This window comes from Janibacter alkaliphilus, from assembly GCF_013408565.1.
In the GTDB taxonomy this organism is placed as follows: Bacteria; Actinomycetota; Actinomycetes; order Actinomycetales; family Dermatophilaceae; genus Janibacter; species Janibacter alkaliphilus.
Genome location: NZ_JACBZX010000001.1, coordinates 2,435,714 through 2,449,890 on the forward strand (window position 1 = coordinate 2,435,714; position 14,177 = coordinate 2,449,890).

Annotated in this window: 15 protein-coding genes; 11 read left to right on the forward strand and 4 right to left on the reverse strand. The window is 74.2% G+C overall.

Annotated elements, in window-relative coordinates; translation table 11 throughout:
* Positions 1 to 419 precede the first annotated feature (419 nt).
* Both BJY28_RS11650 and BJY28_RS11655 read right to left on the reverse strand, forming a co-directional pair.
* Complete coding sequence (locus BJY28_RS11650) at positions 420 to 698, reverse strand: Lrp/AsnC ligand binding domain-containing protein (RefSeq protein WP_179463163.1); 279 nt, start codon at positions 696 to 698, stop codon at positions 420 to 422.
* Positions 695 to 2,392, reverse strand: coding sequence for a DEDD exonuclease domain-containing protein (locus tag BJY28_RS11655; protein WP_179463164.1), 1,698 nt, complete (start codon positions 2,390 to 2,392; stop codon positions 695 to 697). The genes BJY28_RS11650 and BJY28_RS11655 overlap by 4 nt, the downstream gene beginning before the upstream one ends.
* Positions 2,393 to 2,647: 255 nt before the next feature.
* Here BJY28_RS11655 and BJY28_RS11660 point away from each other — a divergent pair, with 255 nt between their 5' ends.
* Together BJY28_RS11660 and BJY28_RS11665 are read left to right on the forward strand one after the other, a co-directional pair.
* Entirely contained in the window at positions 2,648 to 3,655 is a 1,008-nt protein-coding gene (locus tag BJY28_RS11660) for a DUF2332 domain-containing protein (RefSeq protein ID WP_179464099.1), read from the forward strand.
* Positions 3,656 to 3,917: 262 nt separating this feature from the next.
* Positions 3,918 to 4,172: a hypothetical protein gene (locus BJY28_RS11665; protein ID WP_218875312.1), complete on the forward strand. Its 255-nt coding sequence runs from the start codon at positions 3,918 to 3,920 to the stop codon at positions 4,170 to 4,172.
* 18 nt (positions 4,173 to 4,190) lie between these two features.
* On the opposite strand, the gene BJY28_RS11670 is transcribed toward BJY28_RS11665, so the two are convergent.
* Positions 4,191 to 5,978: an AMP-binding protein gene (locus tag BJY28_RS11670; RefSeq protein WP_179463166.1), complete on the reverse strand. Its 1,788-nt coding sequence runs from the start codon at positions 5,976 to 5,978 to the stop codon at positions 4,191 to 4,193.
* A 144-nt stretch (positions 5,979 to 6,122) separates the two neighbouring features.
* Between BJY28_RS11670 and BJY28_RS11675 the strand changes: the two genes are divergently transcribed.
* From BJY28_RS11675 to BJY28_RS11700, 6 genes are read left to right on the forward strand one after another with little or no spacing between them, the layout of a single operon-like run.
* Positions 6,123 to 6,566 carry an SRPBCC family protein gene (locus tag BJY28_RS11675; RefSeq protein WP_179463167.1) on the forward strand — a complete coding sequence of 148 codons (444 nt, stop codon included), beginning with the start codon at positions 6,123 to 6,125 and terminating at the stop codon, positions 6,564 to 6,566.
* A 7-nt stretch (positions 6,567 to 6,573) separates the two neighbouring features.
* The gene (locus BJY28_RS16900) at positions 6,574 to 7,545 is read left to right on the forward strand and encodes a hypothetical protein (RefSeq protein WP_179463168.1); all 972 of its coding nucleotides are present in this window, start codon (positions 6,574 to 6,576) and stop codon (positions 7,543 to 7,545) included.
* Positions 7,538 to 7,828 (forward strand): hypothetical protein, encoded by a 291-nt coding sequence (locus BJY28_RS11685; protein ID WP_179463169.1) that lies wholly within the window; start codon positions 7,538 to 7,540, stop codon positions 7,826 to 7,828. Before BJY28_RS16900 ends, BJY28_RS11685 begins: the two co-directional genes overlap by 8 nt.
* Positions 7,825 to 8,820, forward strand: a complete 996-nt coding sequence (locus BJY28_RS11690) for an ROK family protein (RefSeq protein ID WP_179463170.1) — start codon at positions 7,825 to 7,827, stop codon at positions 8,818 to 8,820. The genes BJY28_RS11685 and BJY28_RS11690 overlap by 4 nt, the downstream gene beginning before the upstream one ends.
* Entirely contained in the window at positions 8,817 to 9,821 is a 1,005-nt protein-coding gene (locus BJY28_RS11695) for an ROK family glucokinase (protein WP_179463171.1), read from the forward strand. The genes BJY28_RS11690 and BJY28_RS11695 overlap by 4 nt, the downstream gene beginning before the upstream one ends.
* Positions 9,818 to 10,480, forward strand: a complete 663-nt coding sequence (locus BJY28_RS11700; protein WP_179463172.1) for an endonuclease/exonuclease/phosphatase family protein — start codon at positions 9,818 to 9,820, stop codon at positions 10,478 to 10,480. The genes BJY28_RS11695 and BJY28_RS11700 overlap by 4 nt, the downstream gene beginning before the upstream one ends.
* A 26-nt stretch (positions 10,481 to 10,506) precedes the next feature.
* Here the strand turns inward: BJY28_RS11700 and BJY28_RS11705 are convergent, their stop codons facing one another.
* Positions 10,507 to 11,127, reverse strand: a complete 621-nt coding sequence (locus BJY28_RS11705) for a hypothetical protein (protein WP_179463173.1) — start codon at positions 11,125 to 11,127, stop codon at positions 10,507 to 10,509.
* Positions 11,128 to 11,254: 127 nt separating this feature from the next.
* Between BJY28_RS11705 and BJY28_RS11710 the strand changes: the two genes are divergently transcribed.
* The 3 genes from BJY28_RS11710 to BJY28_RS11720 are packed head-to-tail and all read left to right on the forward strand — an operon-like array spanning position 11,255 to position 14,042.
* The gene (locus BJY28_RS11710; RefSeq protein ID WP_179464100.1) at positions 11,255 to 12,136 is read left to right on the forward strand and encodes a 1-acyl-sn-glycerol-3-phosphate acyltransferase; all 882 of its coding nucleotides are present in this window, start codon (positions 11,255 to 11,257) and stop codon (positions 12,134 to 12,136) included.
* Between the two features lie 23 nt (positions 12,137 to 12,159).
* Entirely contained in the window at positions 12,160 to 13,344 is a 1,185-nt protein-coding gene (macS, locus tag BJY28_RS11715) for a MacS family sensor histidine kinase (RefSeq protein ID WP_179463174.1), read from the forward strand.
* Entirely contained in the window at positions 13,341 to 14,042 is a 702-nt protein-coding gene (locus BJY28_RS11720) for a response regulator (RefSeq protein WP_179463175.1), read from the forward strand. Before macS ends, BJY28_RS11720 begins: the two co-directional genes overlap by 4 nt.
* Positions 14,043 to 14,177 lie beyond the last annotated feature (135 nt).

A 14,177-nucleotide genomic window follows, 5' to 3' on the forward strand; every position in this document is an offset into this window, starting at 1 on the left:
CAACTCAGTAGGTACGTCCATGGTCGTCGCCTCGACACTGGACCGGACTGCATCAATGACTCGCGAGTAGTGGATTGACTCGGACTTCACTAGGAGGGGTCGAACACGTGCTGCCAGGGACTCGAACACCTCTTCATCGGGCAACGTTCGGCGCATCTCCATAGTGCCGTCGAGCCCGAGGTGGCCAGTTAGTGTCATGCGACTCAATGACTTGAGCCCATCCCGGTCACGGGCCAAGGAGTGTGACGCGATTCGCCGGGAACGCAGAACGAAGCGGTTAAGAAGTGGATCAGTGGTCACAGAAGAACTCTCCCTCAGTTCGGTCCGCGAATCCGAGGGGCTTGACCAGACTGCGGGACAAAGTCAGCGGCGCAGGATTGGCCGCCCATGACGCCGCCTCCGGCACTCACCCTAGACCTCTACTCGAGGCCGAGGCTGAAGGCCGCCTCGAGGTCGTGCCGGGAGTAGGTGCGGAAGGCGATGTGCGTCTGGGTGTCGCGCACACCGGGGACCTTGTTCAGCCGGTCGGCGATGACGTCGCTGAGCTGCTCGTGCTGACGCACCCGGACCATCGCGACGAGGTCGGCGTCCCCGGCGACCGAGTAGACCTCGCTGACACCGTCGATCTCGGCGATCTGCTCGGCGACCTCGGGGATCCGGTCGACGCTGGCGCTGACGAGGACGATGGCGGTGATCACGAGGCCCAGCCTAGAGCAGGGGCCAGCTCCTCGTGGGCGGCCGCGGCGCCGCCCACCGGGCACGTCCAGGCCCCGTCCACCTCGACCAGCCGGGTGCCCGGCTCCTCCAGCCAGCGCAGCACCATCTCGGTCTCGGCGGGCAGCGCGCTGCTGCCCGGTCCGGTCGGCGGCGCGACCACCTCGGCGCTGAGGCGCAGCGCCTCGACGTAGGGCATCGGGTCGGCGCCCCGGGGCGCGCTGGTGCTGCCGGCGAGCCGGCCGTGCCGGACGCAGACGAGGTCCCAGCCGCCACGGGCCGTGCGCCGTGCCGCGACCAGCTCGGGCATGGTGACCAGCGGGGTGGTCCGCTGGGTCCGGGACGCAGCCCGCACCAGCGCGCCCATCCGGTCGCGCACGGTGGCCGCCTCCTCGTAGCGGGCCTGGGTGGACAGCCGGCGCATCCGCTCCCGGAGCACCTCCAGGCCGGCGCGGGAGTCCCCGGCGAGCACGGCCGCGGCCTCGGCCACGGTGCGGGCGTAGTCCTCGACCGGCACCTGCCCGGTGCACGGCCCGGCGCAGCGCCCCATGTCCAGCAGCGCGCACGGGGTGCCGGGACGACGCGGCGAGAGCCGCTGCAGGCACTGGCGCAGCGGCACCGCCTCGACCAGCGCGGCCGCCGCCTCCTCGGCCTGGCCGCGGCTGCCGAAGGGACCGGCCCAGACGAGGTCGTCGGTGCCGACGGTGCGCACCAGCGAGATCCGGGGGAAGGCCTCGTCGGTCAGCTTGAGCCACCAGGCCCGCTCGGGGTGGCGCGAGCGGCGGTTGTAGCGCGGCTTGTGCTGGGCGATCAGCCGCAGCTCGCGCACCTGGGCCTCCAGCGTCGTGGCGCAGACGATCGGGGTGACCCCGGCGGCCAGGCGCACCATCTCGGACATCCGGCGCCGCTGCTCGGAGGCCGTGAAGTAGCTGCGCACCCGGGTGCGGATGTCCACCGAGGTGCCGACGTAGAGCGGCTCCCCGGCGTCGTCGGTGAAGACGTAGACGCCCGGGGCGTGCGGCAGCCCGTCGGCCAGGTGACGCTTGCGCCGCTGCTCGGGGGTGACCCGGCTGCTCAGCGCGGCCAGCTCCTCGAGGCTGGTGACGCCCTGGGAGCCGAGCCGCCCGATGAGCCCGTGCAGCACGTCCACGGTGGCCCGGGCGTCGTGCAGCGCCCGGTGGTCCGGGGTGGTCTCGGCGCCGAAGTGGGCGGCCAGCGTGGCCAGCTTGTGGTTGCGGGTCTCCTCGCGGCCGAGCACCTGGCGGGCAAGGTGGACGGTGTCGAGCACCTGGGGGCGCGGCCAGGTGAGGTCGTGCGCGGCGCAGGCCGCCTTGAGGAAGCCGATGTCGAAGCCGGCGTTGTGCGCCACCAGCACCGCGCCGTGCGCGAACTCCAGGAAGCTGGTCACCGCCGCCGCCGGCCGGGGCGCGCCGCGGACCATCGCGTCGGTGATCCCGGTGAGGGTCTGGATGAAGGGCGGGATCGGCTCGCCCGGGTCGACGAAGGTCTGCAGCTCGCCGATCACCTCGCCGCCACGCACCTTGACCGCGCCGATCTCGGTGATCCCGCAGTCCCGGGGCGAGCCGCCGGTGGTCTCCAGGTCGACGACGACGAAGGTGGTGCCGACCAGCGGGGTGCCCAGGTCGTCCAGGGTCTGCTGGACGGCGTGGGTGCTCATGTCCAGGCACGCTAGGCGTGGGGTCCGACAACGCCCTCCCGACACGCGGCCCGCCCCCTTCCCACAGGCCCTTCTGCCCCCTTCGTCACCCGGGGGGTCCACCCGCCGCGCCCCTAAGAACCCGGCTACCACGCAGTAAGTGTCGTGATCACAGCACTTACTGCGTGGTAGCCGGGTCGGTAGGTGGCGCTGCGCGGTGAGGGTCGAGGGGGCGAAGGGGGTGTCGAAGGGTGCCATCGTGGGTGGGTGCGCACGATGGACGACCTGGAGGACACCGCCGGCTTCTACCGGCACTTCGCCGTGCACGAGGCGACGGGGGAGTCGCCCACCTACGTCGCCTGGGCCCACGGGGTCGCTGCCGACGACGAGGTGCTGGCGCTGCTCGGCGAGCTGCCGGTGCCGCGCCGCCAGCCGAACCTGCTCTTCGCGGCGGCCCGCTGGCACGGGGCGCCGACGCCCTCCGGGTACGACGAGCTGCGCACGGTGCTGGTCGGCCGGTGGCCGCAGGTGCGCGCGACGATGCTGGCCCGCTCGACCCAGACCAACGAGATCGGTCGCTGCGCGACGATGCTGCCGGTGCTGGCCGGCCTGCCCGGCCCGTTGGCGCTGGTCGAGGTCGGCGCCAGCGCCGGGCTGTGCCTCTACCCGGACCGGTGCTCGTACCGCTACACCGACCGCAGCGGTCGGGAGCTCGCCCGGCTCGACCCCGCTGACGGTGCCTCGGCGGTGCTCCTGGAGTGCCGGGTCGACGGCGCGGCGCCGCTGCCGACGGTGCTGCCCGAGATCGTCTGGCGCGGCGGGCTCGACCTCAACCCGTTGGACATCGCCGACCCGAGCACCGTCCGCTGGCTCCAGATGCTCGTCTGGCCCGAGCACGAGGACCGGCGGGCGCGTCTCGACGCGGCGGCCGAGATGCTGAGCGGCCCTGCCGCCCGGGAGGCGCCGGTGACCCTGGTGCGCGACGACGCGCGCGCCGTGGGCGAGCTGGTCGCCCAGGCCCGTCGCGAGGCCCCGCAGGCCACGGTGGTGATCCTGCACAGCGCGGTGGCGGCGTACTTCCCGCCCGACCTACGGGCCGCGTGGCCGGGCCTGGTCGCGGGGCTGCCGGCACGCTGGATCAGCCAGGAGGGGGCCGGGGTGCTGCCGGAGGTGGCCGCGAGCGCCGGGTGCGCGGCGCCGGAGGAGGCGAGCTTCTGCCTCGGTCTCGACGGTCAGGCGCTGGGCTGGGTGCACGGGCACGGTCGCTCGCTCACCTGGTGCTGACCGGCCGCTCCCGACCGGCCGGTCAGCTCTGCCCTTCGCCGCCCTGCGCACTCGCTCGCGACTCCCCGGACGCAGGGTCTCGCGCGCTACCGACCGACCTACCACGCAGTAAGTGCTGTGATCACAGCACTTACTGCGTGGTAGCCGGGTGGTTGGGCGGCGATGCGGGGTGAAGGGGGGAGGGCGGAGGTGGGCTGTCGGTGGGGGTGCCTAGCGTCGGTCGTGCCGGGATGGACCCGGCGCGAGCGAGGAGGTGGTCCCCGTGCCCGGACGGACCGTGACGATCGACTGCGAGACCTGCCCGGTGCAGCACGTCGGCTGCGACGACTGCGTGGTGACCGCGCTGCACGGCCTGCAGGACGGCACCCTGAGCAGCGGGTCCGACCTGCCGCTCGACCCGCGCGAGCGGGAGGTGGTCACCGCCCTGGTCGCCGCCGGCCTGGTCGACCCGCAGACGGCGACCAGGGCCCGCGCGAGGCGCGAGCCCTGGTCGGAGTACCGCGAGGTGGCCGGGTGAGCCCGGCCGGGGAGAGGCTCAGCCGTAGAGGGCCTCGATCTCCTCCTCGTAGTCGCGCATGACGATGTTGCGCTTGAGCTTCAGCGACGGGGTGAGCGTCCCGTTCTCCTCGGTGAAGTCGTCGGCCAGCACCGAGAACTTGCGGATCGACTCGGCCTTGGAGACGGCCTTGTTCGCCTCGTCGACCGCCTGCTGGATCTCAGCGAGCACCCGCTCGTCGGTGCGGGCCTGCTCCAGGCTCATCGTGCCGAGGTCGTGGTTGGCGGCCCAGCCGGGCAGCATCTCCTCGTCCAGGGTGACCAGCGCGCCGATGAAGGGCTTGCCGTCGCCGACGACCATGCACTGGCTGATGATCGGGTGCGCCCGCAGCCGGTCCTCGAGCACCGCCGGGGCGACGTTCTTGCCGCCGGCGGTCACCAGGATCTCCTTCTTGCGGCCGGTGATCCGCAGGTAGCCGTCGGCGTCCAGCTCGCCCAGGTCACCGGTGCGGAACCAGCCGTCCTGGATCGACTCGGCGGTCGCCTCGGGGTTGCCGCGGTAGCCCCGCAGGATGTTGACGCCCTCGATGAGCACCTCGCCGTCGTCCGCGGTGCGCACCGACACCCCCGGCAGCGGGGTGCCCACGGTGCCGATCCGCACGGCGCCGGGCACGTTGACCGTCGCCGGGGCGGTGGTCTCGGTCAGCCCGTAGCCCTCGAGGATGACCACACCGATGCCGCGGAAGAAGTGCCCCAGCCGGGTGCCCAGCGGGGCGCCGCCGGAGACCGCGTACTCGACCTTGTCACCCATCCGGGCCCGCAGCTTGGCGTAGACGAGCTTGTCGAAGACCGCGTGCTTCGCCTTGAGCGTGAAGGGCACCTTGCCGGCGCCGAGCGCCTCCGAGTAGGCGATCGCCGTGTCCGCGGCGGCGGCGAAGATCTTGCCCTTGCCGTCGGCGGTCGCCGTCTCGTTGGCCTTGTTGTAGATCTTCTCGAAGACCCGCGGCACCGCGAGGATGAAGGTCGGACGGTACGCCTGGAAGTCGTCGAGGATGTTGGCGATGTCGGCGCTGTGCCCCATCCGGGCCTCGCCGACCACGCAGAGCACCTCGATGAACCGGGCGAAGACGTGCGCCAGCGGCAGGAAGAGCAGCGTCGAGGCGCCCTCGCGGCTGACCACGTCGCCCAGCCGGGCGACGGTGTTCTCGGCGAGACCGAGGAAGTTGTCGTGGGTGAGCTCGCACCCCTTCGGCCGCCCGGTCGTGCCGGAGGTGTAGATGATCGTGGCCAGCGAGTCCCGCCCGGCGCTGGCGATCCGCTCCTCGATCCGGGTGTCCTCGACGTCGGCCCCGTCGGTGGTCAGGGTGTCCAGGTCGCCGTTGTCGATCACCCACAGGTGGGTCAGGTCGGGTGCGTTGGTACGCGCCTCCTGGGCGACCCGCTCGTGGGCGGCGGTCTCCACGACCAGACCGGTGGCCCCGGAGTCGGCCAGGATCCACTCGACCTGCTCCGCAGAGCTCGTCTCGTAGATCGGCACGGGCACCAGACCGGCCACCCAGGCGGCGAAGTCGGTCAGCGTCCACTCGTAGCGGGTCCGGGCCATGATCCCCACCCGGTCCCCGGCCTCGAGCCCGGCCGCGACGAACCCCTTCGCCAGCGCCCGGACCTGCTGGTCGAACTCGGCCGCGGTCACGTCGCGCCAGCTGTCGGTCTCCTTGACCGAGAAGGCCACCCGCTGCGGGTCCTTCGCCGCGTTGCGCCCCGGCACCGCCGCCAGGGAGTCGTTCGGGTCGCCCTCGACGAGTCGAGGACTGGCGCTGTCGTTCACGGGATCTCCTTCGGTCCACCCTCCGCGCACCGTTGTCGCGGCTTGCTGGTCGGGAGCCTACCGACGCCGCCGACGCCCGCGCAGGCCCCTGTCGAAGGACGGTCAGCGTCCAGGTCCCGGCCGTGGCGGCTACCCTCGGTCGTCATGGCCGACAGCACCCGCTCCCGCATCGTCATCGACGCGCCTCCCGGCGACGTCATCGACGTCATCGCCGACCTCGAGGCGTACCCCGACTGGGCGAAGGAGATCACCGCCGTCACCGTCGACTCCGAGGACGGCGACGGCTGGCCCGACCACGCGACCTTCAGCCTCGACGCCGGCCCGATCAAGGACACCTACACCCTCGACTACACCTGGGACATCGACGAGTCCGGTCTCGGCGTCGCCTCCTGGACCCTCGTCGAGGCCAGCATGCTCAAGGCGATGGACGGCTCCTACACGCTCACCGCCGACGGGGAGAGCACCGAGGTGGTCTACGAGCTGAGCGTCGACGTCAAGGTGCCGATGCTCGGCATGCTCAAGCGCAAGGCGGAGAAGGTCATCACCGACACCGCGCTGAAGGACCTCAAGAAGCGGGTGGAGGCCTGATCCACCGGTGGCTCGGCATGTCGTGGTGGGGACCGGCGGTCAGCGGGACGCGGTCGCCGAGGCTCTCGCCCGCGACCTCGACGCGCCGCTGCGACGTCTCGGTGGCGCCGATGGCGCGCCCGTCGGCGACGACCCGGGGCTGACCCGGCTGCGCCGCACCGCCGAGGACCTGCTCGACCAGCTCGACCTGCCCGCACCGGTCATCGCCGACCTGGTCCAGGGGTGCCTCCCGGACCAGCTGGGGCAGCTGCTCGCCCTCGCCGACCTGGTCGCCGACGGGCCGGCCGGCCAGGTCGTCTCGCTGGTCCGCCCGGGGCCGGTGGCGGTGCTGGAGCAGCCTGCCCGGACGGCGCGGGCGCTGCACGCCCTCGTCCCGGTGATCGCCCGCTGGGACGTGCTCGTCGCACCCCGCGGCGCCGGCCGGCTGCTGCCGCCGGGGGGGCCGGTGCTGCACGCGGTGCGCGAGGTCGCCGGGAGGCTGGAGCGGCTCGACCACGCCCTGGCCGACCCGGCCACCGGGATCCACCTGGCCCCGCCGCACGGGCCGGTCGGGGCGGCGGAGTCCGCCGACGCGGTGATCGCCCTGGCCCTCATGGGCCGCACCGCCACCAGCACCACCGGCCCCGGGGGACCCGGCGCCCGCCCCACCGACCTCGACCGGTCGTCCCGCGATGAGTCGTCGCCCGAGCTGTCGTCGCCCGAGGAGCCGTCGCCCGAGCAGCCGCCGGCCGACGTCGGGCCCAGGGTGCGCCGGGAGGGCGACGGCTGGCTGCTCGAGCTCGACCTGCCGGGGCTGCGGGCCGACGATGTCGACCTCGTCCGGCACGACGACGACCTGGTGCTCGCCGCGGCCGGGCGCACCCGCGCCCTCACGCTGCCGTCGGTGCTGCGACGCTGCGAGGTCGAGCGGGCCGGGGTGCGGCAGGGGCGGCTGACCGTGCAGATGCGCCCCGACGAGGCGGTGTGGCCCCGTGGCTGAGGAGCAGGAGGCGCTCGCCGAGATCCTCGAGCTGGTGGGCCGGCTGGACGCCCGGGCGCTGCAGGAGCAGCTGCCGCCCGGCGTGGGCGACCAGCTGGTCGCCGGCCTCTCCCTGGTCGCCGAGGCGGTCACCCGGGCGGTGGCGCAGAGCGCGCTGGCCGACCCGCTCGACGTCGAGCTCGACGCGCCCGAGGGGCTGGACGCCTCGCGCCGACGCCGCCAGGGTGTGAGGATCACCGTGCACGACGACGACGCCAGCAGCGAGGACGTGACCGGGACATGAGTGCGAGCGCGCAGCCGGGAGCCCCGGCCATCGGGATCGACGTCGGCGGCACGAAGATCGCCGGGGCGCTGGTCGCCCCGGACGGCCAGATCATCCACCGGGAGCGGGTGGAGACACCCGCCGAGGCGACCGAGCAGATCGTCGCCGCGGTGGCCGACCTCGTGGCCCGTCTGCGGGAGCGCAGCGACGCCCCGGTCGAAGGGATCGGGCTGGCCGTCGCGGCGATGCTCGACCCCGCCGCCGGGCACATCTGGTTCGCACCCAACCTGCCGTGGCGGGACATCGACCTCGGGGCGATGGTCGCCGAGCGCGTCGGCGAGCCGGTGGTCATCGAGAACGACGCCAACGCCGCCGCCTGGGGCGAGTACCGGCACGGGGCCGGGGTCGACCACGACGACATGGTGCTCTTCACGGTCGGCACCGGCGTCGGCGGCGGCTGCATCGTCGACGACCGGCTGCTGCACGGCGCCTTCGGCATCGGCGGCGAGCTGGGCCACGTCATCCTCGACCCGGACGGGCCCCGCTGCGGCTGCGGCAACAAGGGCTGCCTGGAGGTCTTCGCCTCGGGCAGCGCGCTGGTGCGGGCCGCCCGTGACCTGGTCACCTCGGCCTCCCCGCTGGGCGAGGCGCTGCGCGAGCGCTGCGGGGGCGACCCGGACCGCCTCGAGGGTGCCGACGTCACCGAGCTCGCCCAGGGCGGCGACCTGGCCAGCACCGAGCTGCTCGAGGAGCTCGGGACCCGGCTCGGGCACGGGATCGCCAGCGTCTGCGCGGTGCTCGACCCGCGGATCGTCGTCGTCGGCGGCGGGGTGAGCGCGGCCGGGGAGCTGCTGCTGGGACCCGCCCGGCAGGCCTTCGCCCGGCACCTCATCGGCCGCGGCCACCGACCCACGCCGGACCTCGTGCTGGCCCGGCTGGGCAACGACGCCGGGGTGGTCGGCGCTGCCGCGCTGGCCCGGGAGCACCGGGCCGCCGGCAGGGGTGAGGGGTGACCCCGGCCCGCACCGGCAGCACCGCGATCGGCATCGACATCGGCGGGACCAAGGTCTCCGGCGGGGTGGTCGACGCCGGCGGTCGGATCCGGGTACGCACCCGACGGGACACCCCGGACCGCTCGCACACCCCCGCGGTGGTCGAGGACACCATCGTCGAGGTCGTCGACGACCTCCTCGGCCAGGCCGTCGACGCCGGGCTGCCGGCGCCGCAGAGCGTCGGGGTCGGCGCCGCCGGCTTCGTCGCCGCGGACCGCGCCACTGTCGTCTTCGCCCCGCACCTCTCCTGGCGCAACGAGCCGCTGCGGCAGTCGCTGGGGGAGCGGGTGGACCTGCCGATCACCATCGACAACGACGCCAACGCCGCGCTGTGGGCCGAGCACCGCTTCGGGGCCGCGCGCGACGTCACCCACGCGGTGATGATCACCCTGGGCACCGGCATCGGCGGGGCGGTGCTCATCGAGGGCCACCTGCTGCGCGGGCGCTACGGGATCGCCGGCGAGTTCGGGCACATGCAGGTCGTCCCCGGCGGCCAGCGCTGCGAGTGCGGCAACCGGGGCTGCTGGGAGCAGTACTCCTCGGGCAACGCGCTGGTCCGCGAGGCCCGCACCCTGGCGCTGGCGAACTCGCCGATGGCCACCGACCTGCTGGCCCGCGTCGGTGGCGACCTCGGGCAGCTCACCGGGCCGATGATCACCGACGCCGCGCGCTCCGGCGACCCCATCGCCCGCGAGCTGCTCGGCGAGATCGGGCACTGGCTCGGGGTCGGCATCGCCAACCTCGCCGCCGCCATCGACCCGGAGGTCTTCGTCATCGGCGGCGGCGTCAGCGCGGCCGGCGACATGCTCCTGGGCCCCGCACAGGACACCTTCGCCCGGCAGCTGACCGGCCGCGGCTACCGCCCGGCGGCCCGGATCGTCGAGGCGACGCTGGGCCCGGACGCCGGTCTCGTCGGGGCGGCCACCCTCGGCGCCGAGTCGGTCCGGGAGGTCGCCTCGTGAGCCTGCGGGTGGTCAGCTACAACGTGCGGGCCCTGCAGGACGACGTCTCCGCGCTGGCGCGCACCGTCCGGGCCCTCGACCCCGACGTGCTCTGCCTGCAGGAGGCCCCGTACGTCGGTCCGGTGGGGCACCGGATCGCCGCCTTCGCCGAGCGCTGCCACCTGGTGTGGTCCGGCCGGGAGCAGCGGGCCGGCCAGACGACGCTGCTGACCAGCCTGCGCACCCAGGTGCGCCAGGTGCGCCACCACCAGCTGCCCACGAGCAGCCTGCGCGACCGACGGGGGACGGCGATCGCGCAGGTCGCCCTCGTCGGCGGTCCGGAGATCACCGTCGCGAGCGTCCACCTGGGCCTGCAGCCGCAGCAGCGCACCGAGCACGCCCGGCGCATCCTCGAGCTGCTCGGCCCGGGGCCCGCGGTGGTCGCCGGAGACCTCAACGAGGAGAGCGACGGCCCCGCCTGGCAGCTGCTGGCGCAGCGGCTGGCCCCGGTGAGCCCGGTGCAGCCCACCTTCCCGGCCGCCACCCCGCGCCGCTCGCTGGACGTGGTGATGGCCACCGCCGACCTGCCGGCCGGTCCGCACGACGCGGTGCCGCTGGTCGAGGAGGACCTCGTCGCGGGCACCGACCACCTGCCGGTGTGGGCCGACCTGACCTGGTGAGGTGAGGTGCCGGGACGCCCCGCGGCTCAGACCCGGGCGCCCTGGTCGGGATCGTCGTCGCGGGTCGACGGCTGCCGCAGCACGAGGCAGACGAAGCCGCCGACCGCCAGGCCGATGCCGACCGCCGGCGCCCAGCCGCCCCAGCCCGGCTGCAGCACCGCCAGCACAAGCAGCAGCGCGGGTCCCAGCACCAGGCCCCCGAGCGCGCCCCAGAAGAGCCGGTCGGCGAAGGGGGGCAGCGGCTGGGTGGGCGGCGGCTCGAAGGGCACCTCGTCGTCGTCCGGCGGCTCCGCGGCGTCGTCGTGCAGCAGGTCGGTGACCGAGCCGCCGGTGCCGCCGCGCCACACCGGGATGACCGTCGGCTCGTCGCGCGGCGGGCTACCACCCGCCTCCCTCGGGTCACCCTCGGGAGGCGCGCTCCACGGGTCGGAAGCGCTGTCCGCGCTCGCACCTGCCGTCCCCTCGCCCGGCGGCCGGGTCGGGTCCTCGCGCACCTCGTCCGGCCCGGCAGGCCCCTGGTCCCACCCGGCGACGATCTCGGCGAAGGCGGCATCCACCTCGGCGTCGGAGCGCTCCCGTGGAGCCTCGCCCTCGGACCCCCGGTCCTCGGTGCCCGGCTCCTCCGGGCGCTCGCGGTCCTCGGCCATCTGATCCCTCGTGCTCGACCCCCGTGGGGGTGCTGGGTGCGGTGCTGGCAGCAATCCTCGCACGGGCAGCCGCGGCGGTGGTCGGTGTCGTAGAGTGCGAGCGACCGACAAGGAGGTGACGGGCCCGGTGCTCTACTGGTTCCTCAAGCGGGTGGTCCTGGGCCCGTTGCTGGGGGTCCTCTTCCGCCCGTGGGTGGAGGGCAAGGACCACGTGCCCGACGACGGTGCGGCCATCCTGGCCAGCAACCATCTCTCCTTCTCGGACTCGATCTTCCTGCCGTACGTGCTGGACCGCCGGGTGACCTTCCTCGCCAAGGCCGACTACTTCACCGGCACCGGGGTCAAGGGGCGGGCGACCGCCTTCTTCTTCCGGGCCGTCGGGCAGCTGCCGATCGACCGCTCCGGCGGCAAGGCCAGCGAGGCCGCGCTGCGCTCGGGGCTGCGGGTGCTCGACCGCGGCGAGCTGCTCGGGCTCTACCCGGAGGGCACCCGCTCCCCGGACTCGCGGCTCTACCGCGGCCGCACAGGGGTCGCCCGGATGGCGCTGGAGGCCGGCGTGCCGGTGATCCCGGTGGCCATGATCGACACCGACAAGGCCCAGCCGACCGGGCAGGTCATCCCGAACATCCGCCGGGTCGGGGTGAAGATCGGCCGCCCTCTCGACTTCTCCCGCTACGAGGGGATGGAGGGCGACCGCTTCGTGCTGCGCTCCATCACCGACGAGATCATGTACGAGCTCATGCAGCTCTCCGAGCAGGAGTACGTCGACATGTACGCCACCTCGATGAAGGATCGGCTCGTCGACCGTGCCCGCCGTCGGGCGAAGGGGTTGCAGGAGGCAGCCAAGCCGGGTCGGGCCGTCAGCGAGCTCGAGGAGGCTCTCGACGAGGCGGAGGGAGCCGGCCGTCGTCGCTCCGGCGCTGCGCCGTCGGCAGCGGCCGGCATGCCGGCCGAGACCGGTGCACCCGCCGAGACCGACGCCTGGGCCGAGGAGAAGGACGCCCTGTAGTCCGGGCACGGGATGGGGCGAGGATGAGCGCAGGGCCGGAGGTCACCGGGCGGCAGTACCACCCCTCGCCGCTCATCGACAGCGCCGGCGGCCGCGGGCTGGCCATCTACCGCCTGCTCGCCCTGGCCTACGCGCTGGCCCTGCTGGTCAGCCACGGCGAGCACGTGCAGCGCTGGTGGGTCGCGCTGGGCTACCTCGGGGTGCTGCTCGTGTGGTCGCTGGTCGCCCCGCTGCTGCCCCGGGCGACCGTGCTCGCGGTGGTCGCCGAGCTCGCCCTCGCGGTCACCGGCATCTTCCTCACCAACGTCGTCTACGAGCCGGCCCAGGTCAGCGCCGGCATCCAGACCGTGCCCGGGGTGTGGTCGGCCGCGCCGGTCTTCGCGGCGGCCCTGCTCGGCGGGGCCCGCGGCGGCATCGCCGGCGCGGCGGTCATCGCCACCGCCAACATCGTCCAGACGCAGAACCACTCGCCGCTGATGTGGCACAACATCGTGCTGCTCTTCATGCTCGGCGGGCTGGTCGGTCTGGCGGTGCAGCTGGCCCGGCAGAGCCAGGTGCGCCTGGAGGCGGCGCTGGCCGCCAGCGAGCGGCTGGCCGAGCGGGAGCGGATCGGCCGGGAGGTGCACGACGGGGTGCTGCAGGCCCTGGCCCTGATCAACCGGCGCGGACGCGACCTCGGTGGGGAGGCCGGCGACCTGGCCGACCTGGCCGCCGAGCAGGAGCGCAGCCTGCGGGCGCTGATCACCCGCTTCGAGCCCGCCTCGGGCGCCGCCGCCAGCCGGGACGGCAGCGGGCCGGGCCGCGCCGACCTCGCCGCGCTGCTGGTGCGCCACCGCAGCGCCCAGGTCGAGGTGGTGCTGCCGGCCGGCCCGCTGGTGCTGCCCACCCAGGTCGCCACCGAGCTGGACGCGGCCGTCGGTGCCGCCCTGGACAACGTGGAGCGGCACGCCGGCGCCGACGCCCACGCCTGGGTGCTGGTGGACGCCGACGACGAGCGGGTGGAGGTCGTCATCCGGGACGACGGCACCGGGATGGACGAGGGCCGCCTCGTCGAGGCCGCCGAGGAGGGGCGCCTGGGCGCCAGCAGCTCGATCCGCGGCCGGATGCACGACCTCGGCGGCGAGGCCGCCTGGCGGGCTCCCGCCACCGGCGGGTGCACCGTGACCCTCACCCTGCCGCGCCCCGAGGTGGCAGGCTCTGCCCCATGACCGACCCCAGCCTCACCGAGCCCGTGACCGCCGTCGAGGTGCTCGTCGCCGACGACCACCCGATGTGGCGCGACGCCCTGGTGCGCGACCTCGAGCAGGCCGGGCTGCGGGTGGTCGGGACCGCCGCCGACGGCCCGCAGGCGGTCGACCGGACCCGGGCCACCAGCCCGGACGTCCTCGTGCTCGACCTCAACCTGCCGCACCTGCGCGGCGACGAGGTGTGCCGGGCGATCGGTGACCTGCCCACCCGGGTGCTCATCCTCTCGGCCAGCGGCGAGGAGCAGGACGTCCTGGACGCGGTGAAGGCGGGCGCCAGCGGCTACCTCGTGAAGTCCGCCTCCGGCGAGGAGATCCGGGCCGCGGTGACCGCCACCGCGGCCGGCGAGGCCGTCTTCACCCCGGGCCTGGCCGGCCTGGTCCTCGGCGAGTTCCGGCAGATGCGCGCCCGCGCCGAGAGCGCCCCCGCCCCGGCCCAGGAGGAGCCGGTGCCCGAGCTGACCTCCCGGGAGACCGAGATCCTGCGGCTCGTGGCCACCGGGATGTCGGCGAAGGAGATCGCCGCCGACCTGGTCATCTCGCACCGCACCGTGCAGAACCACGTCCAGAACATCCTCGGCAAGCTGCACCTGCACAACCGGGTGGAGCTGACCCGCTTCGCCATCAGCCGAGGCCTGGACGGGAGCCAGGACCAGACCTGATCGCCGGGGGTCGCCGCCGTCGCTCTCTGCCGTCGTTCACCACCGTGGTGAGCCGCCCTCCGGACACCGGTTCGTCGCCCCGTCCGCCGGGCCCTATCCTTGTGCGGTGACCACCGCAGCACCCCTGGACACCCC